The organism is Microcoleus sp. S13_C5 (genome assembly GCF_036700845.1).
GTDB lineage: Bacteria > Cyanobacteriota > Cyanobacteriia > Cyanobacteriales > Microcoleaceae > Microcoleus.
This window is the reverse complement of the sequence record NZ_JAUBPR010000099.1, coordinates 1-24,692: the sequence shown is the minus strand read 5'-3', so window position 1 is coordinate 24,692 and position 24,692 is coordinate 1. Positions and strand designations below refer to the sequence as shown.

General features: G+C 45.4%; 16 protein-coding genes. 6 read left to right on the top strand and 10 right to left on the bottom strand.

Translation table 11 applies throughout. The features are described from left to right. The 4 genes from QUA04_RS21955 to pheT all read right to left on the bottom strand — a co-directional run. Positions 1-221: helix-turn-helix domain-containing protein (locus QUA04_RS21955; protein ID WP_333260647.1), on the bottom strand; the 221-nt coding region annotated here is incomplete at its 3' end. 38 nt (positions 222-259) lie between these two features. Then, positions 260-712: an ApeA N-terminal domain 1-containing protein gene (locus QUA04_RS21950; protein WP_333260656.1), complete on the bottom strand. Its 453-nt coding sequence runs from the start codon at positions 710-712 to the stop codon at positions 260-262. A gap of 166 nt (positions 713-878) precedes the next feature. Beyond that, positions 879-1,148, bottom strand: a complete 270-nt coding sequence (locus tag QUA04_RS21945; RefSeq protein ID WP_172187087.1) for a YciI family protein — start codon at positions 1,146-1,148, stop codon at positions 879-881. Positions 1,149-1,607: 459 nt separating this feature from the next. After that, positions 1,608-4,052 carry a phenylalanine--tRNA ligase subunit beta gene (gene pheT / locus QUA04_RS21940; protein WP_333260644.1) on the bottom strand — a complete coding sequence of 815 codons (2,445 nt, stop codon included), beginning with the start codon at positions 4,050-4,052 and terminating at the stop codon, positions 1,608-1,610. A 533-nt stretch (positions 4,053-4,585) separates the two neighbouring features. On the opposite strand from pheT, the gene QUA04_RS21935 reads away from it, so the two are divergent. From QUA04_RS21935 to QUA04_RS21920, 4 genes are all read left to right on the top strand, one after another. Continuing rightward, positions 4,586-6,217 (top strand): serine/threonine-protein kinase, encoded by a 1,632-nt coding sequence (locus QUA04_RS21935; protein ID WP_333260641.1) that lies wholly within the window; start codon positions 4,586-4,588, stop codon positions 6,215-6,217. Positions 6,218-6,396: 179 nt separating this feature from the next. After that, entirely contained in the window at positions 6,397-9,570 is a 3,174-nt protein-coding gene (locus QUA04_RS21930; RefSeq protein ID WP_333260653.1) for an MASE1 domain-containing protein, read from the top strand. A gap of 27 nt (positions 9,571-9,597) precedes the next feature. Beyond that, positions 9,598-11,385, top strand: a complete 1,788-nt coding sequence (locus QUA04_RS21925) for a PAS domain-containing sensor histidine kinase (protein WP_333260638.1) — start codon at positions 9,598-9,600, stop codon at positions 11,383-11,385. A gap of 316 nt (positions 11,386-11,701) precedes the next feature. Further along, positions 11,702-12,199 carry a hypothetical protein gene (locus QUA04_RS21920; RefSeq protein ID WP_333260636.1) on the top strand — a complete coding sequence of 166 codons (498 nt, stop codon included), beginning with the start codon at positions 11,702-11,704 and terminating at the stop codon, positions 12,197-12,199. 148 nt (positions 12,200-12,347) lie between these two features. Here QUA04_RS21920 and QUA04_RS21915 read toward each other — a convergent pair whose 3' ends face one another. Then, complete coding sequence (locus QUA04_RS21915) at positions 12,348-12,839, bottom strand: WbuC family cupin fold metalloprotein (protein ID WP_333260633.1); 492 nt, start codon at positions 12,837-12,839, stop codon at positions 12,348-12,350. 76 nt (positions 12,840-12,915) lie between these two features. Between QUA04_RS21915 and QUA04_RS21910 the strand changes: the two genes are divergently transcribed. Beyond that, on the top strand, positions 12,916-14,139 hold the full coding sequence (locus QUA04_RS21910) for a tetratricopeptide repeat protein (RefSeq protein ID WP_333260630.1): 1,224 nt from the start codon (positions 12,916-12,918) through the stop codon (positions 14,137-14,139). 229 nt (positions 14,140-14,368) lie between these two features. Here the strand turns inward: QUA04_RS21910 and QUA04_RS21905 are convergent, their stop codons facing one another. Beyond that, positions 14,369-19,780 carry an AAA family ATPase gene (locus tag QUA04_RS21905; RefSeq protein WP_333260627.1) on the bottom strand — a complete coding sequence of 1,804 codons (5,412 nt, stop codon included), beginning with the start codon at positions 19,778-19,780 and terminating at the stop codon, positions 14,369-14,371. Positions 19,781-20,162: 382 nt separating this feature from the next. Continuing rightward, positions 20,163-21,035, bottom strand: a complete 873-nt coding sequence (locus QUA04_RS21900; protein ID WP_333260624.1) for an S-methyl-5'-thioadenosine phosphorylase — start codon at positions 21,033-21,035, stop codon at positions 20,163-20,165. A 209-nt stretch (positions 21,036-21,244) separates the two neighbouring features. Here QUA04_RS21900 and QUA04_RS21895 point away from each other — a divergent pair, with 209 nt between their 5' ends. After that, positions 21,245-21,451: a hypothetical protein gene (locus tag QUA04_RS21895; RefSeq protein WP_190662201.1), complete on the top strand. Its 207-nt coding sequence runs from the start codon at positions 21,245-21,247 to the stop codon at positions 21,449-21,451. A 144-nt stretch (positions 21,452-21,595) separates the two neighbouring features. Here the strand turns inward: QUA04_RS21895 and QUA04_RS21890 are convergent, their stop codons facing one another. The 3 genes from QUA04_RS21890 to QUA04_RS21880 form a co-directional block, all read right to left on the bottom strand. Continuing rightward, positions 21,596-22,435 (bottom strand): Tab2/Atab2 family RNA-binding protein, encoded by an 840-nt coding sequence (locus QUA04_RS21890; RefSeq protein ID WP_333260619.1) that lies wholly within the window; start codon positions 22,433-22,435, stop codon positions 21,596-21,598. A 445-nt stretch (positions 22,436-22,880) separates the two neighbouring features. Beyond that, entirely contained in the window at positions 22,881-24,038 is a 1,158-nt protein-coding gene (locus tag QUA04_RS21885; protein WP_333260617.1) for an adenylate/guanylate cyclase domain-containing protein, read from the bottom strand. A gap of 6 nt (positions 24,039-24,044) precedes the next feature. After that, a complete protein-coding gene (locus QUA04_RS21880; RefSeq protein WP_333260650.1) occupies positions 24,045-24,554 on the bottom strand; it encodes a peroxidase-related enzyme in 510 nt (169 codons plus the stop codon). Positions 24,555-24,692 lie beyond the last annotated feature (138 nt).

The window sequence follows — 24,692 nt, the reverse complement described above, 5'->3', positions numbered from 1 at the left end:
TCTATTAGACTTTCTAGATTGTCTGGGTCTCCCTTGACACACCAATAAGATACTTTGTTGACTGAGCAACCCAAAAAATCAGCAATTTTAGATTGTGTCTTGCCGTCATTGAGCAATAATAGAATTAGAATTCTTTCTCTAATATTTGCCTTTTCTTCCTCTCTTAAGGCTTTTTGTAATTTCTCTATTTGTTGGGGATTGAGATGGTTTTTAGCTGGCATTTTTGTATATATTGACTAACCTCATTTTTTATGATACCCTATTTAAAGGCACAACAGCTTATTGAAGCTGTTCGGTTTTCATATTGAGTTTCTACTTGGATTCCACTTAATCCAACCCACTCATCAATGCCTTCCACCGAGAATTTGAACGTGTTGAGCGAGACAATTTCTTTATCGTCGTAAGCGACACCAATGAGAGCCTTGTTAACATAGACAGAGGACTTAGAAATACCACCCAAAGAAATATTTAGGTTTTTATAAAAACAATCCTCCAGTGTAACTAGGCCGTGCTTTTCGATATGTCCAATAATCCTTTCCAATTCATATTTGCCATTTGGGGCTTTATTTAGCCCTTCGATGATTTCATCGAAGAACCCAACTACCTCAAGCTCAATATTCCCGCCGTCTGTGATAATAAGCGTGCCAGGTATCTTTCTTTCTGGAGCTGAGGGAAGCCAAAAATAGCCAGATTTTTTGAATTCTTCTTTTATTCGGAACTTAGGCTCCCTAAAATCTAACTTATAATTGTGTCGCAGATTCTGATATATTCAACTGGTTTTTCGCAAAACTTCTAAAATCTTGGCCAGCAAATCGCCATAGTCCACTGGAACTAAATCGCTGTCACCCAATCTTAAGATGTTCACCCTGTTAACTCCTTCAAAAAGCTTGAATCCACTCTTTCACATCGTACTCAGTCCAAACCCCATTTACCCAATAAGGATCGGCTTCCACCAATTGTCGCACGGCCGCCTCATCTTCTGCTTCGTAAATAGCAAAAACTTTTGTTAAATCTTTCGTTGGCCCGATCGTACTTAACACACCCGATTCCTTCTGCTTAGCCAATCCGGCTAAATGAGCGTCTCGAAACGGAGCGCGTTTTTCGATAACGTCTTCGCAGTAACTTCCCCACATCACATATTTAGTCACGGTTTTGAGCCTTAGATGAATTTGTTTAAAAGTTATTGTACAATAATAGTAAGAAGATTTAACCAAAATGTTAACGATTAAGATTAATTAACCGCAGAGGGCGCAGAGGAAGAGGGGAAAGAGAGAGGTTTGTTGGATAGGAGGAGAAATTTATGACTTTAATGGTTGGGGAGATGTTGCGGCCATTGGTGTTAATTTAACGCTTTTTCCCTGAGTCCGGCAGGGGTTGAAACCCCCGCCTCAAAGCTGAAGTCCTCGCTAGGAGGACTGAAGAGTTCATTAGTTAGCAACTATGCACTTTAGAGGGTTTTATTGCAAGAATTTGAGATTCTTCGCTTGGCTCAAAATGGCAAATTTACCTTGTTATCCGTAAATCTTATTAGTCCTCATAGCAAGGACTTTAGCTTTGAGCCAGGGAATTCATTCCCTGGCGGTTTCCATTGCTGAGTAGCGGCCTCTTTAGCTTCTCAAACTAACGCCGAATTTCTCAACTAAAACATCGCGCACTTTTTGTTGTGCCGGTTCGACATCGGTTTCGCTCAAAGTTCGATCGCCCGCGCGGTAAATTAACCGAAAAGCCAAACTCCGCTGTCCCGCCGGTACGTTGTCGCCCCGATATTCGTCGAACAGTTCCACGGAATCCAGCAAACTACCCGCCGCCTTTTTCATCGCACTTTGCATATCTACAACCGGAACTTCAACCGGTGCGAAAAATGCAATGTCTCTGTCAGAAGCGGGGAAACTCGAATAACCCGCGAATTTGCGAGTTAAGTTGCTCGATCGCCCTAATTCACCCAACAGCACCGCCAAATCTAATTGAAACACGTAAACCTGCTCAGGCAAATCCTTTTCTTGCTGCAATTGCGGGTGCAACTGTCCAAAAACTCCTAAATGTTTTCCGTTTAACGATAACGCAGCCGTGCGGCCCGGATGCAAGCGTGTATTCGAGGAATCGCTTTGATATTCTACCGACAAACCCAACTCCTGAAACGCGCTTTCCAAAACCCCCTTGGCCTCAAACCAAGTCAAAGGTCGATCGCGCCCTCCCTGCTGCCACTTCCACACAGTCGGATCGCCGCCGATAATCCCCGCAACTGCATCGGCTTCCTTCATTGCATCCCCATCCTTACAGAAAATGCGGCCGACTTCAAAACCGTTTAGCGCCCCATTTCCCTGTTCCAAATTGTACTGGAAAGCATCAATCAAACCCGACAGCATTTCTGTCCGCAAAGCCGAATACTCCACAAACAGCGGATTCGCCAGCACCACTTGATTGTCTCCCTCAGTTTTCACCAAAGAATAGTGCATCAACTCCGTCAACCCGGCCGCCCGAAAAGCCGATCGCACATTCCGAATTGCCGCGTATTCTGGTGACAGATAACCGGGTTCCGTTTTGCTGGGCAAAGTATCGCATAAATTGTCATAACCGTGGAGTCTGGCAACTTCTTCAATTAAGTCAATTTCTCTTTCTAAATCTCGGTAACGGTAAGGAGGAACAGTTATCGCAAACACCCGTTCTTTTTCCGTTGGCACAACTTCGCATCCCAAAGCTGTGAGAATGTTTTTCACCTCTTCCGGTTCCAGATATTTAGAACCGCCCGTTTGTCCTCTTTTCAACTGCCCCAAAACCAGATTTACTCGGTCTAAACGCAATTCGAGCGATCGCGAAAAACTCAAATCCTCGCCCGAACTCGCCGTTTTCTGCACCGTCGCAGTGCCTCCAGCCAACTCCAAAATTAGGGCAACAGCGCGGTTGCAAGCCGTCGCCAATGCCGCCTGATTCACCCCCCGTTCGTAGCGGATCGAAGCCTCGCTCCGCAAGCCTTGAGCGCGCGCAGAACGGCGAATCGTTGCCTGGTCAAAAATCGCTGCTTCCAAGACTAAATTTTGCGTTCCTTCGTGAACTTCCGTGTCTTCGCCGCCCATTACCCCAGCTAAGGCAACAGGTTTGTCGCTAGCAGTAATTAACAGATTTTGAGCTTGCAAATTGCGGTTTTGTCCGTCCAAAGTCTTGAAGGATTCGCCTGTTTTGGCAAAGCGGACGCCGATGCTGATATCTTGAGTACCCGTGAAAGATTGCAGGCGATCGCGATCGAAAGCGTGCAGCGGTTGTCCCCATTCCAGCAAAATGTAATTAGTCACGTCAACTACATTATTAATTGGCCGCACTCCGGCCGCCTGCAACCGCTGCTGCAACCAAGCTGGAGAAGCAGCAATTTTCACACCTTCAATTGCCGTGCCGATGTAAATTGGGCAGCCTTGCGGTTCCGATATTTCTACTGCCAAATCCGGACTTTCTTTGCCCTCAATCGCAAAACCATTCGTTGCGGGAATTCTCAAACTCGCCCCAGTCAGCGCCGCCACTTCCCGCGCCACGCCCACCATACTCAAAGCATCTGCACGGTTGGCAGTTGCTGTCAAGTCTAAAATCACATCGTCTAAACCCAAAAGTGGGCGAATATCGCTGCCCAATTCGGGATTTTCTAACTCAAAAATGTGAATGCCGGCTGACTCTTTAGCCAGTCCCAATTCTGCCAGAGAGCAAATCATTCCTTCGGAAGGAACGCCCCGCAATTTAGCAGGTTTAATCTTTAAATCAATAGTCGATAAATAAGTGCCCACAACAGCGACAGGCACATAAATGTCGGCCCTAGCGTTGGGTGCGCCGCAAACAATATTCAAAGCTTCACCAGAGCCCACATCCACTTGACAAACTCTCAATTTGTCTGCATTCGGATGCTGTTCGCAGGCAATGATTTTGCCCAAAACTACGCCGCTTGCCCACGGGCGGCGGTCTTCAATTTCTTCCACTTCAAAGCCTGCCATTGTCAGGGTTTCGGCTAATTCTTCCGGGGAGATCGACACATCCACCAATTCCCGGAGCCACTTTAGAGATATACGCATAATTTAGTCAGTAGTTAGTTGTCAGTGCTCGGTAGTTATTAGTCAAAAGTCCGCGCCGACAGGCTACGACTTTTGAGTCCCAGAATTTATTCGGGAAAGCTTTTACTAGCATACTAATTCAATTTTGTCAAGACTGTTAGGGTACACCTCAGCAAAAACTAGGAATCTACCCAAAGGTCGATGGCGACTGGGGGATGAGTAGCATTCTCATTCAGAGAATGAGGTATGCTAGATACATCTAACAACGCAAAAAGCACTTAAGTTTAGAAAGACTTTACACAAAAAAGCACAACTTTAGCAAGTCTTTAAACTATCTTCAAGGATAATCAACCGAAAAAACTCAAACCAGCGAGATAATCAAAATAGGGAAAAGATATCGACATAAAAGACTTAGGTGCAATTCCAATTCGCAATCGAAGGCACGGCCAGCCGACAACTGATAGATTAGTATGTCTACCAGAATCAGGAACAGGCTATTTGTGCAGTCGAGCGACGCTGACAAGATCAGAACAACATAGGCAAACTCAATCAATATGAGCTACTGCGTAAATCCGGGCTGTCCCCATCCTCAAAACCCTGCTGACTCTATTCTCCAATGTCAGACGTGCGGTGCGCGGTTATTGCTGCGCGCTCGCTACCGAGTCATTGAACCGTTAGGACAAGGAGGTTTTGGAGCTACATTTCTGGCAAAAGACATCTCATTGCCCGGTCAACCGAGTTGTGTAGTCAAGCAACTGCGACCCAGTAGTTCGTCGCCGCGAGTTTTAGAAATGGCGCGGGAATTATTTAAGCGAGAGGCAAAAACCCTCGGTCAACTGGGCGACCACCCGCAAGTACCGAGGCTGCTAGACTATTTTGAAACGGAACAGCAATTTTACTTAGTTCAAGAGTATGTTAAAGGCTCGACTTTGAAACAAGAAGTCAAGCACTCAGGCCGTTTCAACGAATCGGACGTTAAAAATTTTCTATTAGAAATTCTGCCAGTAGTGCAATATATCCACAGCCAAGGAGTAATTCACCGAGACATCAAACCCGCAAATATTATTCGCCGAGTTCAAGACGGTCACTTAGTTCTGATTGACTTCGGAGCGGTAAAAGACCAAGTTAGCCAAACAATATTATTAGACCCCGCCGACCAAAGCGCCAACACAAAATTTTCAGTCGGCACATTTAGTTTTGCCCCCCCGGAACAAATGGCGCTGCGGCCGATATTTGCCAGCGACATCTACGCGGTGGGCATGACTTGCTTGTACTTGCTGACAGGAAAATCGCCCAAGGATTTAGATTTTGATGGAATAACGGGCGAAATTGTTTGGCAGCCACACGTTCAGGTAAGCCCAAATTTTGCGCGGATTCTCGAAAAAATGCTGAAGCCGATGGTTGGTCACCGCTTCCAATCAGCAGCAGATGTCCTCAGAGCTCTCTCTGGCCAATTTGAAGACCCAAGTCTTATGGATGGCTTGGCAACTCAATTCAACGCCTCTTCTCGTGCAGTTGAAGAACCGACAATATTTAATGACGAGGGTTCTTCGTGGTCACCGCCGAGGAGCAAAATCACTGAAGATTTACGATCGAACCACACCCGCGCTGGTAGAACTTCCTTCAGCCAATCTGGGAACACAGGGATGCAGCCCAGAGTTTCCCGTACTCTGGCTGAGTCCGGCAGAACTTTCGGAACGGTTGGACCTTCTAGTGGCAATTTAGCAGCGTCAAAGCTATCGAAAGTTGCTCCTAAGTGGGACGCCAACAGCTTGCGAGCGGCATATTTTAAAGGCAAGCGCGATTTTGCTGACTGCGAACTGTCTGGCCTGCAACTGCAAAAATTGCAGTTAGCGGGAAGTAATTTTTATCAGGCTAGGTTGGTGAAGGCAAATTTGCAAGCAGCGGATTTGTCAGGGGCGAATTTGGGTCACGCCCGGTTAATTCAGGCGAATTTGCGAGATGCTAATTTGACTGAGGCTTATTGCAGCACTGCCAATTTTGAAGGCGCGGATTTCCGAGGTGCTGACTTGACGGGGGCTTATTTGACTAAGGCGAATTTGCGGGGAGCAAATTTGTGCGGGGCGAATCTTACGAACGCTACAGTTTCTGAGGAACAACTGGCAATGGCAAAGACCAATTGGCTGACTGTTAAGCCGGATGGTAAGCGGAGTTTTGGATTTTAAGCAGTCAGTTGTCAGTAGGCAGTTGTCATAAGTTAACAGTCAACAGTCAACAGTCAACAGTCAACAGTCAACAGTCAACTTCCCACTCCCCCAGTCAGGTGAGTCGTCAGGAGGAAGCTCGATCGCCCCAATGCCGCCTAAATTAAAAACTAGGAATGGAGGATTCGATCGCACTAAACATGAAACTGCTCAACCCCCGCACTCGAATGCTTCTGTACACCGGCATCCTGGCCCTGGCCTACTTTGTTACCGGAAAACTCGCAACGTCGATGCTGGGACTGGTGAAAGCCGAACCCTCCCCCGTCTGGCCGCCCGCCGGTATTGCTCTAGCGGCACTGCTACTGCAAGGGCGACGGATGTGGCCGGGAATTGTCCTCGGTTCGGTGCTGTTAAACTCTACCGCCGGTATACCGTCGGCTGTCATTGCCACATCGGCCTTTAGCGTCACCCTGCAAGCGCTGGCTGGAGAGGCTTTGCTGAGGGAGAGCGGATTTTCTACTAAACTCGATCGATTGCGAGATGTTCTGGCTTTAGTGGCGGGCGCTGTCATCGGGTCTACTTTGGTCGGTTCTACCCTCGGCAACTTGGGAACGTGCATTTTTGGTTGGGCTCAGTGGAGCAATTTCTCTCGCAACTGGTGGACTACGTGGCTCGGAGACGGCATGGGAATTTTGATTGTGACGCCAGTGCTGCTGACTTTGAACCACGCCGTTAATAGTTTTAAATTTCCACTAAAACTGAGAGCTTTCATTATTCTCAATTACTTGTTTAGGAACAGGCAAGATGCCTGTTCCACAAGAGATGAATTTTCTTGTGGAACAGGCATGTTGCCTGTTTTTGATAATGGTGTAACAGGTGAGAGAAAATCTCGGATTATCTCAAGTTTAAAAGCATTTTTTAACTGGGACAATTACCAATCGCAAGTTACTAATTATTCAAGCAGATATTCTGGCAGTGAAAACCGCTATCATTTTATATTTTTAATTGTTAATTATTCAGAAATAGCGCTGTGGCTGACACTCTTGCTGAGCGTGAGCTGGCTGTTTTTTTGCTCTAAAATACAAGCAGCGATCGCTCAGTATCCGCTGGAGTATCTGCCTTTTCCTCTGATAGTTTGGGCTGCCCTGCGGTTTCAACCGGCGGGAGCGATTTTTGCTTATTCGATCGTCTCTTACATAGCGATTTGGGGAGCAGTACAGGGAGGTGGCCCGTTTTTGGCCAAAAGCGATAATCTCAAACAGGCGGTTTTATTTTTACAAGCTTTTACCGGTACGATCGCCCTTGTGGCTCTGATGTTGGCCGCCGCCGTAGCAGAACGCCAGCAAGCGCTGGTGGAGGTGCGCCGCACGGCTGCCATGCTGCGCGATCGCGAAGCTAGTTTAGCCAACGCTCAGCGCATCGCTCAGTTGGGAAATTGGGATTTAAATTGCGCCGCCCTCACAGCAACTGACAACTGCGAAGAATCCGCAGAACATCATATATCTAATATCGAATTGCGGTGGTCAAACGAACTTTACCGCCTCTTGGGTTTTGCTCCTGGAACTATCAAACCGACACCAGAAGTTTTTTTGCAGGCCGTACATCCAGAAGACCGAGAATTGGTGGCGCGATCGCAGCGCCAAGCTATGTTTGAACACAAACCCTATTGCATTAACTACCGAATTGTGCTGGCAGACGGCTCCGAACGCACTGTCTGCGAACAGTCGGCAATTCAGTCAGGGGCGATCGCGGCCACAGTCCAAGACGTTACCGAACGCCACCGCGCGGAAGTGGCTTTGCGGGCGTCCTCCGATCGCGATCGCTTGCTCTCAGAAATCGCCCTGCGAATTCGCAACTCCCTCGACCTCGAAGAAATTCTCAACACTACTGTTGCCGAAGTCCGGCAATTTTTCAAGGCAGACCGCGCTTTCATCGGTATTATGGACGTGGACGGGGTACATCTTCCTAGCCCGGTGTACGGTAAGGTTGTGGCCGAGTCTGTGGATGCCCAATGCCGTTCTCTTTTGGGGTGGGTACTCGCTGACGAGAATCACCTCGAAAACCAGAAAACTTTTTATGCTAACAACCGCGTCCGAGCTATCTCCGATACAGCTAGCGTTCAACTCAGCGTTCCAATTGCCCAATTGTACAGCGACTATCAAATTCGCGCGACGTTAAATGTGCCGATCGTCCTGGGGGATGAATTGTTTGGGATCTTGGCCGTCAACCAGTGCTCGATGCCCCGCCAGTGGCAGGAATTTGAAATTGATTTGTTGGAAAAACTCGCTACCCAAGTGGCGATCGCTCTCCAGCAAGCCCAACTTTTGCAGCAGGTAAAAGCTCTCAATGCCAACTTGGAATCTCAAGTCGAGGAACGCACCCACCAACTACAGCAAAAAATGCACGAGTTGCAAGAAAGCAACCGCCTGAAAGACCTATTTTTGCACGCAGTTTCTCACAATCTCCGCACTCCTGTTATGGGAATGTTAATACTGCTGAAAAATTTGCTCAACAAATCGGCATCTGATTCTCTACAAGATGTTCCGGTTTCTCGATCAATTTTGCAGCGCATCGTTCAGGCTAGCGAACACCAGTTGACTATGGTTAATGCCCTGCTCGACGCTCACGCTAGCGAGGTCAAAGGGATTGTTCTTAATACTGTACCGCTGCATTTGCCGTCTTTAGCTTCAGCCATTGTTGCCGATTTAGAACCGATGCTAGCCAAAAATCAAGCAACTTTAACTCAGGAAATACCAGTGGATTTGCCACAAGTCAAGGCCGATCGCCAACACTTGCAGCGGGTGCTAGAAAATCTGTTGACTAATGCTATTAAACACAATCCTCCGGGAGTCAATATAACTTTTAAAGCCGAGGTAATTGCTGTTGAAACAGCGCTAAGTTATGAAGAAAATTCACAGGCTTTAACATCGCCCAATAATCCGCTGGCCCGCTGTATCGCTAACGGGATATCTGCTGTGGGCGATCGTCCTAGGATGGGCGAGACCACCCAGAAAAATCAGGAAACCCTGACCAAATTTAACCTCGACGGCAGTTGCAAAGTACGCCGCTATCACGGTCAAATTGGCAATCTCGGCAGCAAATTGCCCGGAGTCACCGTAAAAATGGTTCGCTGTACTGTAACAGATAATGGAGTGGGCATCAGCGCCAAACAGCGGGAATCTCTGTTTGAACTTTACGTTCAAGACCCTAATAGCCGACAATTAACAGGGCTGGGTTTGGGACTGTACCTGTCCAAGCAAATTATCAAAGCTCACGGCGGCTCGATCGGCGTCGAAAGCACTCCCGGCGGTGGCTCGACTTTCTGGTTTTCGCTACCTGCTGTCAACTCGGACGATCGATCTTTGTCAATCTAAAATCTAAAATCTAAAATCTAAAATGATATGAACTCTTTGGGCAAGGCAAAATCAGTTCAGGTATTAACGGTTTACGAGGTGTGGCGCGATCGCTTCCTCCGAGATCGGCTGCGCCCTGCTGTCGGAATTGCCATCTTTTTTGCCTTCACAATAACGGTCTATTTCCTGGGCGAAAGATTCTTCGCTCGCCAGGAGTTTGAAAGTGTTTATTTGTACACGAGCGCTGCTGTAGAATTGGGTTTGTTGACCTGTTTTGTGTTGCAAAAAACCTCCTTCGGACAGCGCTATCCCGGTTTGCTATTTTTGGGTTTTTCGTGGTCACTGACGGTGATTGTACAGCTTGGGCTAGCTGTCGCACAAGCCGGGGAATTACCAATTTTTACCTGGAGTTTAGCGTTTCTGATCCAAGCTACGGTGATGCCCGTCCGCTGGCGTCTCCACCTGATTTCTCAACTCGGCGTTTTGTGTTGCCACGTCGGGATAAATTTGGTTTTAAATCTAAGTTTTGCTAAGTATACTCCTTTTAAGTTGACCGGGTTGTACTTATATTTGTTTTGGTTTTGTTTGATATGTGACTTGTCCGTTTATTGGTACGAATGTCTGCAACAGAAAGAGTTTAGTACCAGGCGTGAGTTGGAATCTGCTTACCAGCAGTTGGAGGTGGCGGAGGCGAAGTACCGTAGCATTTTTGAGAATGCGGGCGAGGGAATTTTTCAAAGCACTCCCGACGGCCGCTACATTACTGCAAATCCAGCTTTGGCGCGGATTTACGGCTGCGATTCCCCGGAAGAAGTGACGGCAAAGTTTACTGATATTGAGCGACAGTTGTACGTCGATCCGGCTCGCAGAAATGAGTTTTTGCGATTGATCGAGGAAAGCGGCACAGTATCGGATTTTGAATCTAAAATTTACCGCTGTGACGGCAGTATTGTCTGGATTTCTGAGAAGGCGCGGGCGGTACGGGACAGCAGCGGTGCCGTGCTTTATTATGAGGGTTTAATTGAGGATGTCACGCAGCGCAAACAGGCACAAGAATCGCTGCGGCTATTTATCCACGCTCTTTCTCACGACTTGCGAAACCCGGTGGCGGGAATGTTAATGGTGCTGAAAAATTGGCAGACGAAAACTGGGGATTCGATCGCAATTCCCCGTTCTGTTTTGGATCGGATGATTCAAGGTAGCGAGCAGCAATTGCGCTTGATAAATTCGCTGTTGGAAGTTCACGCCGGGGAATTGCGCGGTTTGGTTCTGCACTGCGAATCGATTGATTTGAGAGCGATAGTTGAAGCTGCTGCGACAGATTTGGAGCCTTTAATGAATGAGGGTAAAGCTACTTTTAAAAATTTGGTGCCGGATGATTTGCCAGCCGTGAATGCTGACAAAACTCAGTTGTGGCGCGTGTTCTCTAATTTAATAGCTAATGCTTTGAAACACAATCTATCGGGACTGAATTTAACAGTTTCGGCTCAAGTAATCAAGGCGGGGAAATTAACTATAAATCAAACAACAGCAAAACAAGATATCGACAAATTACCAATCCCCAATCCCCAATCCCCAATCCCCAATCCCGGAAGTAGGATGATTTACTGTACTGTGGAAGATGACGGGGCAGGAATATTGCCGGAACAGTGCGAACATCTTTTTGACCTTTACGTTAGGGGTAATCAATCCCGACACTCCGTCGGTTTGGGTTTGGGTCTATATCTTTGTCGGCAAATTATTGGTGCTCACGGCGGCCAAATAGGGGTAATTAGCACTCCCGGTGCTGGGGCAAGTTTTTGGTTTACTTTGCCGCTGGCTGAGAATTCCCGGTGATTTTTTTTGTATGTTTAATTACATTTAATCTAGCAATCGTGCCATATATTAAGAGCGTTCTTAATTGCGGAAACCGTTGCGAAATATGCTTCTTCCTTCTGCCGGCGGCTATACTTTTGTTGTGCCGTCGCAGGTGCTTTTTGAGTGGTTCAAGCCAAATCTGTCGATCGGACTATTTCGATCGGACTATTGATATTCATTTAAAACCGTGGTATACTTACCCAAAAGTTTTTAAAGGAAAAATAAATTTCCGATCTTCACATTTTCTTTAGAAACATCATTTAATCTAGAAAATCTCTAAAACTAGATAAAAAATATGCAATTTATGTTTATCGAGCAAAGCTCAGAAAATACAGCTAAAGAGGATGCAGCTAAGTACGACTTAGCTAAATATAACGAGCGGTCGTTCTCAACTTTAATTCGGGCGCTCCGTCTTTCCCAAGGTTACTTTTCTTTCGTTTTAGTCAACTGCAACTCGCTGGCTTTGCGGCAGCAAATAGTCGATCGGCTGCAAGTAAATTGTCCCGTGAAACCGCGGCAACTGTTTTTGCCCAAATCGGCTACAACTCTCTACACGACAATCGCAGCAGAAATAGACGGCGAAAAGCCTCCAGCTTTAATGCTCCTCGGTTTGGAATCAGTGGAGACGATCGATCGATTGCTCATTTCTACCAACCTACTATGCAGCGAATTCAGCAAAACATTTTCGTTTCCCCTCGTCTTTTGGGTGACGGATGAACTTCTGAGAAAAATCATTCGCACCGCTCCGGATTTATACAATCGGATGACGACAATTAGATTTATCAGTAATTAATAATCAGCCGATCGATTTTAGATTTTAGATTTTTAACAGTCAACAGTCAACAGTCAACAGTTAATCGATTTTAGATTTTAGATTTTAGATTTTAGATTTTTAACAGTCAACAGTCAACAGTCAACAGTCAACAGTCAACACTCATCAGTCAAGTGTTAAATTCCGCTTCCCAACTCAGGACTAATTCTCGCGCCGCCGCAGTTCCCTCAGCAGGAAAACTTGCCAAAAAGTCTTTATCAGCCCCCACGTCGTAAGGCCCTTCCTTAAACTCCAAAATCACAGTATCCTGTGTCAAAGCTACTAACGTGTGAATAGTGCCCTCTGGCAGTTCGACAGCGCGAGTCGGGCCGGCCGCGCTGACTCGCAAGGAGCGCAGGATTTGACCGTTTTCGTTCAAAATAACAATACCGACTTCTCCTTGAATCACCACAAAAAACTCAAAACCGTTAACTGCAGGCGGGCGCAGGTGTTGGTGAGGGCGGACGTAAGTGCCTGGTTGCAGCACGTTGACAAACCGCTGCACTTTTTCAGACAAATCATGGAAATTGTAGTTTTGTCGCTGGCGGGGACTGCGGCGGGAGGAAGCGGCCACTTCGTCTAGCAATTCTTGCGTCAGCAATTTGATCGGAGGGGACTGCACAACAGATATCCTGTATTTAATAGTTTGTGAACAAATGGGCTAGTCTGGGATCATCGTTATCAGCATCTCTTGACACATGGAAATCGCAAATCAGGTGTTTATCACTAAGGCAATGCGTTTGTCAAGTATCTTTAGAAAAAGTATTAGCCCGATCGCCCTTTCAACTATTCTAGTCTGCGCCAGTAGCGTTTCTGCCTCGGAACCGAGGCCGGCACTGTTGATTCAGCAGCAATTCTCACAGCAGCAACTTAAAGATGAAATTCGCGATCGAGTTCAAGAAGAAGTTGACATTGCTTTCGGGCGCACGGCGGTACTGCTTAACGGGCTCGTAATTGCCTTAACTTTGTTTCCGACAGCAGCCGGAGTCGGGGTTTGGTTTCTGTTGAGCAAATTGTCCAAGCAGACAACAATTGCTCGCCAAGAAATTGAAAGTCTCCATTACGATACAATCTCTCAATTAAAACTATTAATTTCGGACGCTGAAACTATCTTAGGCGAAATTCAACAGCAAAGTCACCCGGCAGAGGCAGAAACAGACTTGTTATTTCCCGATGCCCAAATTCAAGAATTTGCTCCGGTTAACTACGGCAATTACCAAAAGTTATTGACTGCCGCCGACTATGCCAAACAGGGAGATGCTTGTTTCTTTGAAAACCGTTATCAAGATGCGATCGCTGCTTACGATCAGGCCCTGCAAATTCAGCCGGATTTAGCCGATACTTGGAATAACCGAGGAGTAGTGCTCACAAGAATGCAGCGGTATCCAGAGGCGATCGCCTCTTACGAACAAGCTACTACAATTCGCCCCAATTATCCCGATGCTTGGAACAATCGAGGCGTGGTATTGTTGGAGTTGCAGAAGTACCAGGAGGCGATCGGCTGTTACGAACAGGCAATTCAAGCCAAACCCGATTATGCCGATGCTTGGAACAACCGAGGCGTTGCATTTTCCAAAATGCAGGAGTACGAACAAGCAGTAATTTCTTACAATCAAGCCCTACAAATTAAAAATGATTATACTGACGCTTGGAACAATCGAGGCGTTGCACTCTCCAAATTGCAAAAATACGAAGCGGCGATCGCTTCCTACGACAATGCTGCTAAAATTCGACCTGATTTTTACAGAATTTGGTACAACAAAGCCCGATGTTATGCGCTACAAGGTAAAATTGAATTAGCCATTGAAAATTTAAAGCGCGCCCTAAATCTCAATCCGAATGTGTGTAAAGAGTTGGCAAAAAGTGAAGCTGATTTGGAGAAGATTCGCGAACACGACGCATTCAAGCAGTTGATTAATTGATCGTAACTAAGTAGATGAGTGGGAAAATACATACAGCCTATTCCATGTTTATGGAATGTAGGGACCAAGGTTTTCGCCGTTTCCCTACGGGGATATGACGCTAGGCGGGGGTACTTCATAAACGTGGAATCTGCTTTAAGTAGTCAAAAGCGAGTGAAACGAAGCTATTGGTTTTCGGTTAGGGCAGTTGTACATTCGGTTATACAGCAAGGTTTATTGGTGCCTTTACTTACTTCTGTTTGATTACTACCAAAGTAATGTCATCAAATACTTTTTGCTCCCCGATGTATCGCCGCACGTCGTCAATAACAGCTTGCTTGATGTCTGCTGCTGACTTTTCCCTGTTAAGGGCAACAACTTCAATCAATGGCTCGATACCGTATTGATTTTTATTCATATCAAAAGCTTCGGTGATTCCATCGGTGTAGAGTATGACCACATCCCCCGAATTCAACTGTATTTCAGTAGAAGCAATGAAATCGGCAATATCTGGTTCCAAGGCGATGGGGAAGCCTAACTCCATAGTATCAATCCGCTCTACTTCGCCACAGTCACGCACGACAATCACCTCTTCGTGCTGTCCGCTCAAATGCAAGGTGTTGTCCCCCCGATATTCCAGCAAAGAAAGGCTCATACTTTTACCGCAATTCATGCGCTCTACGTTGTCAAAAAGCGTTTGGTTGACTGTCTGCAACAATTTAACTGGGTCGGTTTCATTGTGAACCAGCAAAGTGCGAATTGCTGTTTGCGCCATAATCATTAACACGCCGCTTTCTAAACCGTGTCCTGTCACGTCGCCGATGCCAATTGTGGCTTTACCGCCGTGATTTAGTACGTCGTAGTAGTCACCGCCAACTTCATCAGCCGGTTCCATGAATCCAGCTATTTCTAGCCCTTCTATTGACTCTAATTCCTGCTGTTTAGGCAAAATCATTTGTTGCAGGCGGCGGGTTACGTCTAGTTCGGCACTCATGCGAAGGTTTTCTACTTTTAACCGTTCGTTCAAAACCAATATTTCTTTATTAGCTTGGGCTAATTGTGCGGTGCGATCTTCTACTTTTTGCTCTAGGGTTTGATAAAGTTGGGCATTTTCTAGGGAAATAGCAGCTTGGGCAGAAATTATGCTCAATACTGCTAATCTGTCTGCTGTAAAAGCGCCAGTTGCGAGATTGTTTTCTAGATACAAAATGCCGATGAGTTTGCCTTGATTGATGATAGGGGCGCACAAGACTGATTTGGGTTGATTAATTGCAATATAAGGCTCGGCGGTAAAGGTTCCTTCGCGGACGGCATCGTTTAAAACTACATCTGACTGAGTTCTTGCGACATAATTGATAATAGATGTCGGGAGATTCAGACTGTTATTAACAGCAAGAGATTCCAGGACTTGGACGGAACCGTCAACGTCTCCTGCAGCTTCAATTCTGAGTTCGCCCCTGCTGTTTAGCAAGAGGAGAAAACCTTTTTGAGCTCCGGCATTTTCAATTGTAAGTTTAATTAAGTTTGACAGTAAGGATGCTAATACTACTTCGCCGGATATTGCTTGCGATGCTTTGATTACTGTGGTAAAATCCAGCATAAACGAGTTGCTGCTGCCTGTCGAGGTTGGCGGAAGGGATGTGGTTATGGCAGAAAGGTTTGTACCTGTTGATGTTTGTCTCAGCAATAGCTGCGGATAGCGGGTATCTAAGTCTTTAACTTTGGTGGCTGCACCCCAGCGGAGATAGGAATAGCGGGCATTTTGCAAGTAGGTTTTGGCAATCAGAGTTTTATTTTTAGATAGGTAAAACTTAGCAGCTAGTTCGTAGGAGAGGGCTTCTTCTTGGATGTATTCGTTTTCTTGAGCAGTGGCGATCGCGCGATCGTACCAGTCCATTGCTTCAAAGTTTTCCCCTTTAATGCGGCACAATTCTGCTTCTATTAGTTCTACTTTCTGCAAGTAATTCATCGGTGCGTGAGTTGCCAATACTTTCAGTTTATCCAGATTGACGGTTACTTGTTCTAAAATTTGTTCGCGATCGCTCTGGCTGACATCAAAGTAAACCGCAAGTCGCACCAGACAATCGTAGAAATAAAACAGAGGAGCGAGAAGCGAACCAACTACTCCGGCTAAGTCTTTTGCTGCTAAGTCAGCATATTTTACAGATTCAGCAAATTCTCCAAAGAGATAGCAGAGAATGGTTTTTTGCAAGTAGATAATGTAAACCGCACTGCGATTGTTGGCTTGCAGCATCATCGGCAACTGGATGTCTTCGTTATAAGCTTCACCGATTAATTTACAGGGAGTTTCAGACGGCTCAATTAAATTGAGAACAGCCTGCCGATAGATTTCATTAAAATTTAAATCGGCTTCTTGCTTTAGTTGGCGCATCATGTCGCTGTAGGCAGCTAGTTCTCGTTCAAATTCTGTTAGCTCTTTGCCGATGAAATATGCGTGCAAGGCATACATACTGGCAGCGTGACAGGCATATTCTATATCTCCCGTTTCCAAGCCGATCGCGCAAGCATCCTGCGACATTTTTAAAGTTTTCCTGACCGATTCTTTGCAATGTTTGACAAAACCATTCACAATGTGAAGTGTTTCTGCTTTGACTTCGCTGGAGTTAATCCGATCCAGCAAATTTAAAGCCAGTTCGCCAAATCTGTAACCAGATTCGATGTCGTTGAAAATCGCGCTCAAAAGCAGTCCGCAATTAGCATAAGCTGGCAAAGAATAGGGAGCATTACCGTATTCTAGCGATAAATTGACCTGTTTAAAAATAAACAGTGGCAGGATTTCGGGAAAGGAAAAATAGACAGCAGCAAAGGTGCTTGATATCACCTGCATTGCTGCTAATTTGTCCGGTGCTGTCATTGGCGGCAAATCGATTAAATCTTCGATTTCTCTGCCTGTTAGCGCTGCCTGAGTTGCTTGCAGCGCCGCCTGAATATCGGTCGGATTTGGCTGTTTGGGAAAATGTATATCTAACAATTCTAGCACTGATAAAGCTGTGTTTATTGCTTGCCGTAACTGGCTTTGTGCTAACTGAGCGAGAATTATTGCTTGATAAACCTTTACTTTGTCTAAAACTGTTTTCGCTTGTTGCAGCACGGAGGTTGCTAATTCCTCCATCTGCTCGAAATCGGTACTGATGTAAGCGGCTTCTGCTGCTTCTTCGTAGAGATTCAGCGTTAAGTCGTATTGGGTTTGCCAACTGTCTGCACTTAATAATTGCCTGCCTGCCGCGAAGTAATCCAGTGCTGATTTATAAGCCGCGGAAACTTTGGCTTTTTTGCCTGCTAAAAGGTTGAGGGCTGCCAGTTCATTGCGCTGTGGCTGTGCGGCAATTAATTCACTGCCAAAGTTGAGGTGATTGACGATATCAAATATTTTCTGTTGTCGCTGTTCCGGCCCAGTATTTTCCAGCAAAAGTTGTCCAACTCGATAGTGGACAACTTGCTTTTCTGGTTCGGGAATTAGAGAATAGGCGGCTTGCTGGACGCGATCGTGCAAAAATTTGTAATAAACAGTTAAATCTTCTGAACTTTGCTCTAATTCAAGAAATTTGTAATCATTCCCCACGGGAATAATTAAAGTTTCCCTAACTGCTTCCAACAGTTTACCATTAGTTGCTTTGACTGATTTTTCACTAACAATCGCCAACGTTTTTACGTCAAATTGATTGCCAATGCAAGCAGCAAATTTTAATATTTGCTGTGTTGCCTGCGACAGTTTTTGAATCTTTCCTGCCATCAGTTCGACTACATTGTCAGTAATGGCCTTGGCTTGAATTTGCTCTAAATCCCACTGCCAGCCTGCCTTTATCCCCCCAATCTTCGGAGAGTTTGCTCCAAATTTCAACAATTTTTCAGCATAAAGTGATTTGAGAAACTCGTTAATAAAAAAGGGATTGCCTTGAGTTTTTTGCAGGACTAACTCTGCTAATGGCAGGGCCTTTTCGAGGTCGCACTTAAGAGTATCTGCAATTAAATAATTGACATCATTTAACTTTAAAGGTAAGAGGGAAATTGAATTAATAACGCATCCCGTTTTCTGAATCTCATTAATTGTTAACATCAGCGGATGGGCTGCACTGACTTCGTTATCCCTATAAGCCCCAATCAGAAACAGATATTGCATATCTGGGTCAGTGATTATCAATTGAAGCATCTGCAAAGTTGCGGAGTCTGCCCACTGCAAATCGTCGAGAAACATGACTAAGGGATGTTCTGGCTTGCAAAATACGCGGATGAAGTTATGCAAGACTAAATTAAACCGATTTTGCGATTCAGCGGGAGGAAGTTCGGATAATTCTGGCTGCTTGCCAACTATCAATTCTAATTCGGGAATTACATCAATAACGACTTGACCGTTAACTCCAACTGCTGTTAATATTTTTTCGCGCCACTGTTGGAGTTTGGCCTCTGTTTCTGCGAGCAACTGCTGCACTAATTCTTGAAAAGCTTTAATGACGGCGCTGTAAGGAATATTTCGCTGAAACTGGTCAAATTTCCCGGCGATGAAATAACCTTTTTTTCGGGTAATGGGTTTGTAAATTTCTTGAACTAATGCTGATTTGCCAATGCCGGAATATCCGAATACTAACATCATTTCGGAATGTGGTCGGCTGTTGGGGGATGGCTGAGTTTCTGAGGTTACACTTTCTGCTTCTTCCTGCAAGCTACCGGCAACTCGCTCAAATGCCGTCAGCAGGCTTTCTATTTCTGTTTCTCGGCCGTAAAGTTTTTGAGGAATTTGAAACTTATCTGAAATATCGTGCTGACCAATAGTAAAGTCTTCTATCTTGCCTTGAGTTTGCAGTTGAGTGAGACATAACTCTAAATCTGCTTGAATTCCCCAAGCGCTTTGATATCGCTCTTCTGCTGTTTTTGCTAACAGCTTCATTACGATATCTGAAACAGGTTTAGGAATCTCTGGATTCAGTTCTTGGGGCGGAATGGGTTGTTTAGCGATGTGACAGTGTACTAATTCGATCGCGTCATTACCTTCAAAAGGCAGTTGATTGGTTAGCAGTTCGTAAAAAGTTGCGCCCAGGGAATAAAAATCAGCGCGGTAATCGATCGCGCGATTCATTCTTCCGGTTTGTTCGGGTGCGATATAAGCTAAAGTGCCCTCTAAAACGTTGGGACTTTTTAGGGTAGGATTTTCTATAGACAAGACTGTCGAAATGCCGAAGTCAATAATTTTGACTTCCCCGGTTTTGGGGTTGATAATTATATTAGATGGGTTAAGGTCTTTGTGGATAATATTAGCGCTGTGAATCTGACCCAAAATCTCGACAGTTTTGATAGCGATGGGGAGAAATTCCGCTAAGGTTATCTGACGTTGCTGCCGCCATAAACTTAAAGATTCAGCGCCATCATCCTCGAAGACGATCGCAAGAAAATTATGATATTTTTCTAAGCTGTAAGCTTTAACAACGCCTGAGAAATTCAGAGTTTGACTGATTTGGTATTCCTGCTGGTATCTCAGCAGTTGTGCTGGCGTTGGCAATTCTTCTTTCAGCAGCTTGAGGATGATCGGTAGGGGTTCGGCGTAGCCGTCGCGTAGCGAATCGCGATCGCGAATTCCGCGATAAACGAAGGAATTTTCGCTTTCATAGATTTGGGCGAAAATCTGATATCCAGGAATGCCAAGCATAGTTTAAATTGTGCGTTTTGAGCTTTTGCGCTTTGTGTGCTGCAGTTGCGACCCTATCTTGCCATTATTGCTCATATATCACTGCTGTGGGAGCTCGATCGCTGCCACAGCATAAAAAACGACTGTTTGCACAATCGTGATGCTTCCTAGTGCGAGAGATTCAAAAGTAGCGAGAGAAGAGCTGTGAATATTTTCGGAGATGTCTCTTGTTAAAACATTTGATAGGCAATGGATCTTACTCCTGACTTCTGACTCTTGACTCAGGACGAATGCTAGACATACAAATAAATATTTCTGCCTTCTCCCCATGATGTAGGGTGCGCGCTGCACACCTTACACATGTGGAATCACCTCTAACCTAATGAGGGCAACTTAATTTCAACTACAAATATTTCTGCAATAGCAAACCCATTTTCTCCTTAGTGGCGGCCGGCACTTGCTCCAGCCGAGTCAGAATTGCATATTTTAAAGCTGAATGTGCATCAGATACTGGGGGATTTTCTGTTAGTCTACGGACTGTTTCTTGAATGACTTTTTGAGCATTCTCTGCATTGCGGTGCAAATTTGCTATTACCATTTCTACTGTTACGCTGTCGTGATCTTCGTGCCAGCAGTCATAATCGGTGACTAATGCTAAAGTTGCGTAGGCAATTTCTGCTTCTCTGGCTAATTTTGCTTCCGGCAAATTTGTCATTCCGATGACTGTCGCCCCCCAACTACGGTAAAGGTGGGATTCTGCTTTTGTGGAAAATGCGGGGCCTTCCATGCAGACGTAGGTGCCACCCCGGTGCAGGGTAACGTCGGTGAGGTTCAAGGATTCGATCGCACTTGCCAATACTTTAGCCAATTCGCCGCAAACCGGATCGCCGAAAGTGATGTGAGCAACAATTCCTTCTCCAAAAAAGGTAGAAACTCGATTTTTTGTGCGATCGATAAACTGATCTGGCACTACCATATCTAAAGGTTTCGCCTCTGCTTTCAGGGAACCAACCGCCGACGCTGAGATTAAATACTCAACTCCCAAACTCTTCATGGCATAAATATTTGCCCGATACGGCACTTCTGAGGGCAAAAAAGTGTGGTTGCGGCCGTGTCTAGCCAGAAATGCTACCGGCGTACCGTCCAATGTTCCCACAATTACGGCATCCGATGGCGCTCCAAAAGGTGTATCAATTTTCACCTCTTCAATATCCTTGAGGGCCTCCATTTTATACAAACCGCTGCCGCCGATTATTCCGATTTTTGCTTGTGCCATTTTTACTTTCTGCCTGAGTTTTACAAGAGTGATTCTATCGGGCCATCGTTAAGTTGGGGTAAAAATAATTGAAGATTTCGTGATAACAGTCACCCGACATACACTATTTTGTCACGAAACATATGTGATCTTAATCACAAGATACCTTCACAAAATCTTTAAAAATAAAGGTACATAGTTCTGTTAGTTATTTGTAGCGTGTTAAGACCATGACAGTCAGCTCTGCTAACCTCCCCAAAATCTCGATCGAGGCGATCGTCGAGCGCATCTTTGCTTTTCGGCAAATTACCCCCCTTGACAGACGGCTGCTGAAATCAGCAATGCTAGCCGAGAAAGGTCTTAACGAAAAAGACCACTCTCACATCAACCGAGTGTGTCAGGGCATCCGAAACGGCTTGATTTTAGTTGTAGAATAAATTTGCAGCACGATCTCTTGCTAGCTCAATAAGCTGTTTTAAAAGTTGTGTTTAAGTCTGTATCTCCGGGAACTGAGTTCGGGCGATGTTTTACTATTTTTCGGCGCGCGATGGATCAACATCATAAATAATATTATTTCCCTCTTATCGCTCAAAGTTCAACAGCCAAAAGCCTGTATAAGTCATGCCACTATCATCGGGCTGCACTAATAAAAAATGTAATCCTTTACTTAATTGCTTGCGCTGTTGGTAAATTTGGGCCGCCGCTTTCACCTCGCTATCTTCAAAAGTAGCCACAACCCACCTATCTACTAACCCAGCTTCCAATATCAATCCGTCGGGTTCTCCAGCAATATAATTCAAAGCGAAAGGTTTGGCATCCTGAAGCCATCTAGCCAAGCGCATAGACTGGCGTCCGCCGTCAATCACCACTCCTGGTACGGGTAATGTTGAGGCCAAGCCCAAATTCAGCGGTAACAGCAATTCTGGCATTTCCAAAATTGGCAAGGGACGCCCTTGGAAAGCCTCTTCAATGTCGCCGGCGGGTAGGGAAGCAAAACGCCAGCTATCGCCCCAGAGGTTTTCGGGTAAGGGTACGGGCGGCGGCGAGTCGAGGGCGATCGCACTGTAAGTTTCACCTGTATAATTAGGCATACTCGAATATTCTTTTGCGCGTTGTTGCAGCAGCAATTTCAAAGCCGCAGTGCGCCGAGTCGCTTCTACCTTGACACCCAAAACTTTGCCCGCAGCCTCAATTAAGCCCAGAGACTGAGGCCTAAATACTTGAATCAAATCTGGCAAATTCTGAGTTTGAGCTTGCTGCTGCAACTGCGAAGCTAGCCAAGTGGAATTTGCGGCCCCTTGGTGGCAAACAGCGCTAAATTGAAAACTGCCTTCCGAGTCGCAAATTAAGAGTTCCCACAGTGGTTTGCTAGTTTCGTCTTGGAGAGGGCGGCGGTAAAAATCGGCTTGCCAAATACGCATAAATAATTAAAAAATAACATCTACAACTCGATAATTTTAATATAGATTGGGGACGCTGCGATACAATACCCCTCTCCTGAGAAAAAACTTCGAGCGATATATTCTTAGTTCATATTTGAGTTTTATTTCAATATAGCAATACTCGCATCATTTGTGAATTTATTACTCCCTCCCCGGACCAAGGGGAGGGTTGGGGTGGGGTAAAAAAATTACGACTCCTGCAAGGATGGCTATATCTAACACCAGTCAAAAAAACAGCAACTGTAGGCCCGCGCTCCAAACCGTGGTAGTAATCAGTCATTCCCCAATCTAAAATCTAAAATCTAAAATGGTATAAAGGCTCGCTTAGCCATTTTCCCTTAGCAATTAGCCCTTCCCAAATTTATTTAAGATGGTGAACCAAATACATATCCAACTCGCCCTTATTTTTAGCATAAATTTTTCCTCAGTATTCGCATTCAAAAAAATCTCTAACTAATTCAAACGTTTCCTGAGAGATATTGATATTTCCAGGTACGCCGGAAGATTCCATCCGAGATGCAGTATTAACTGTATCTCCCCAGACATCATAGGAAAACTTTTTATTGCCAATTACCCCAGCCAGTATTGGGCCTGAATGAATGCCAATGCGGATATCCCAATAAGGGATATTTTGTTGAGCTTTCTGCAATTTTCGCAAATCCATGAACTGTCGAATTTCTATGGCAGCAAGTACAGCGTCAAATGCGTGTGTTGGGCGAGGCGTAGGAATTCCCGCCGCACACATATAGCTGTCGCCAATAGTCTTCAGTTTTTCCATAGAGTATTTATCCATCACGCGATCGAAATAAGAAAAACAATAGTCTAGTTCGTCAACTAACTCTCGCGGCGTCATTTTTTCAGATAACTGAGTAAAGCCTTTAAAGTCAGTAAATAAAACCGATACGTTATCATAATAAAGTGGTTCCACTTTGCCGTTATTTTTGAGTTCCTCGGCAATTTCAACCGGGAGTACATTCAACAGTAGCTGGTCAGATTTGTGCTTTTCGGCATCGAGTTCGGAATACAGGCTATTTATCTCTTTAAAGCGTTCAGCATTGCGGATGGCTGAGGATAGTTGCAAAGCCAAAAGATAGCCAATCCGCAAGTCTTCTTGAGTGTAAGCCCCCGGCTTGGTTGTGGCAAAATTAATGGTTCCTAAAACCTTACCTTCGCTTTCCAAAGGAAGGATAATTTGCGAAGCGTAGGGGGATAAAATAGCAGTAGCACCCGCTTCTTGAATTAATTGAGGTTGACGTGTTGTGAAAGCCTTCTTAATCGGGCCACCCTCTCCGAGGGTTGAAATATCTACAGGGATATGCGGGCCAAATAAAGTCATGCAAGCATTAGTGCTGTGCAGGCAAACGCTACAGTGTTCAAAGTCGAGCAGCCATTTGGCTTGCTTACCTACTACCCGCAAAATCTGGTTGAGATCGAGGGTGCGGTTAATGGCAGTGGCAATTTCGTTGACGGCGGAAATGCGGATGGAAAGCGCTTGAGCTTCTGCTAACAAATGGCGGGCTGTCAACAGAAGCTCTTCTCGATCTTGATCTTCTAGCCGATCGCCCATAATAGGGGTATACAATATAGATTACAAAGCATCTATTTCCAGGGCTATTGAATCCGTATATCGGTTGACAAAGCTAAACAAGTCTGCTGTCGCAATAATCTCAAATATTTCGGAATCATCAAGTCCTAAATCCCGCAGGTTTTGGTAATCAGATTCTGTCATTTCCAGGGGTTTTGTAGCAGCCAGCAAGCCAAAGGTAATTACGGCTTTATCACGTTTTGGCAAAGGGCAGTTGGCAAAGTCAGAAACTAGGGTTCGCAGTAGTTCTTCGCTCATCCCCAAGGCTGACAATCCGTGCAGGTGAACTTGGAGAGCGTACTGGCTATTATTTGATTGGGAAATAGCGACGCCGACCATTTCTTTAAGAGTGCGGGGTAAGTCTCCTTGTAGGATTGTTCCCCGGAATTTTTTCCAATTTGCTTCTAATATGTCAGGGTTGATTGCCATTGACTTGAACAGGTTGGGGACAATGCCAAACCCCAACTCTGTCAATATTTCTTCGTACACTGCTTTGGCTTTAGGATCTGTAATATCATGTCCGGTCGATCAACCATGATATAATCAGGAGGAACACCACCCCCATCAAATAAAAAATGCCAAAACGAATTACGATCGCACCTCATCTGAGTCCAGAAGAGCTACAAGCTCGTTTCCGTCAAGCTAAAACAA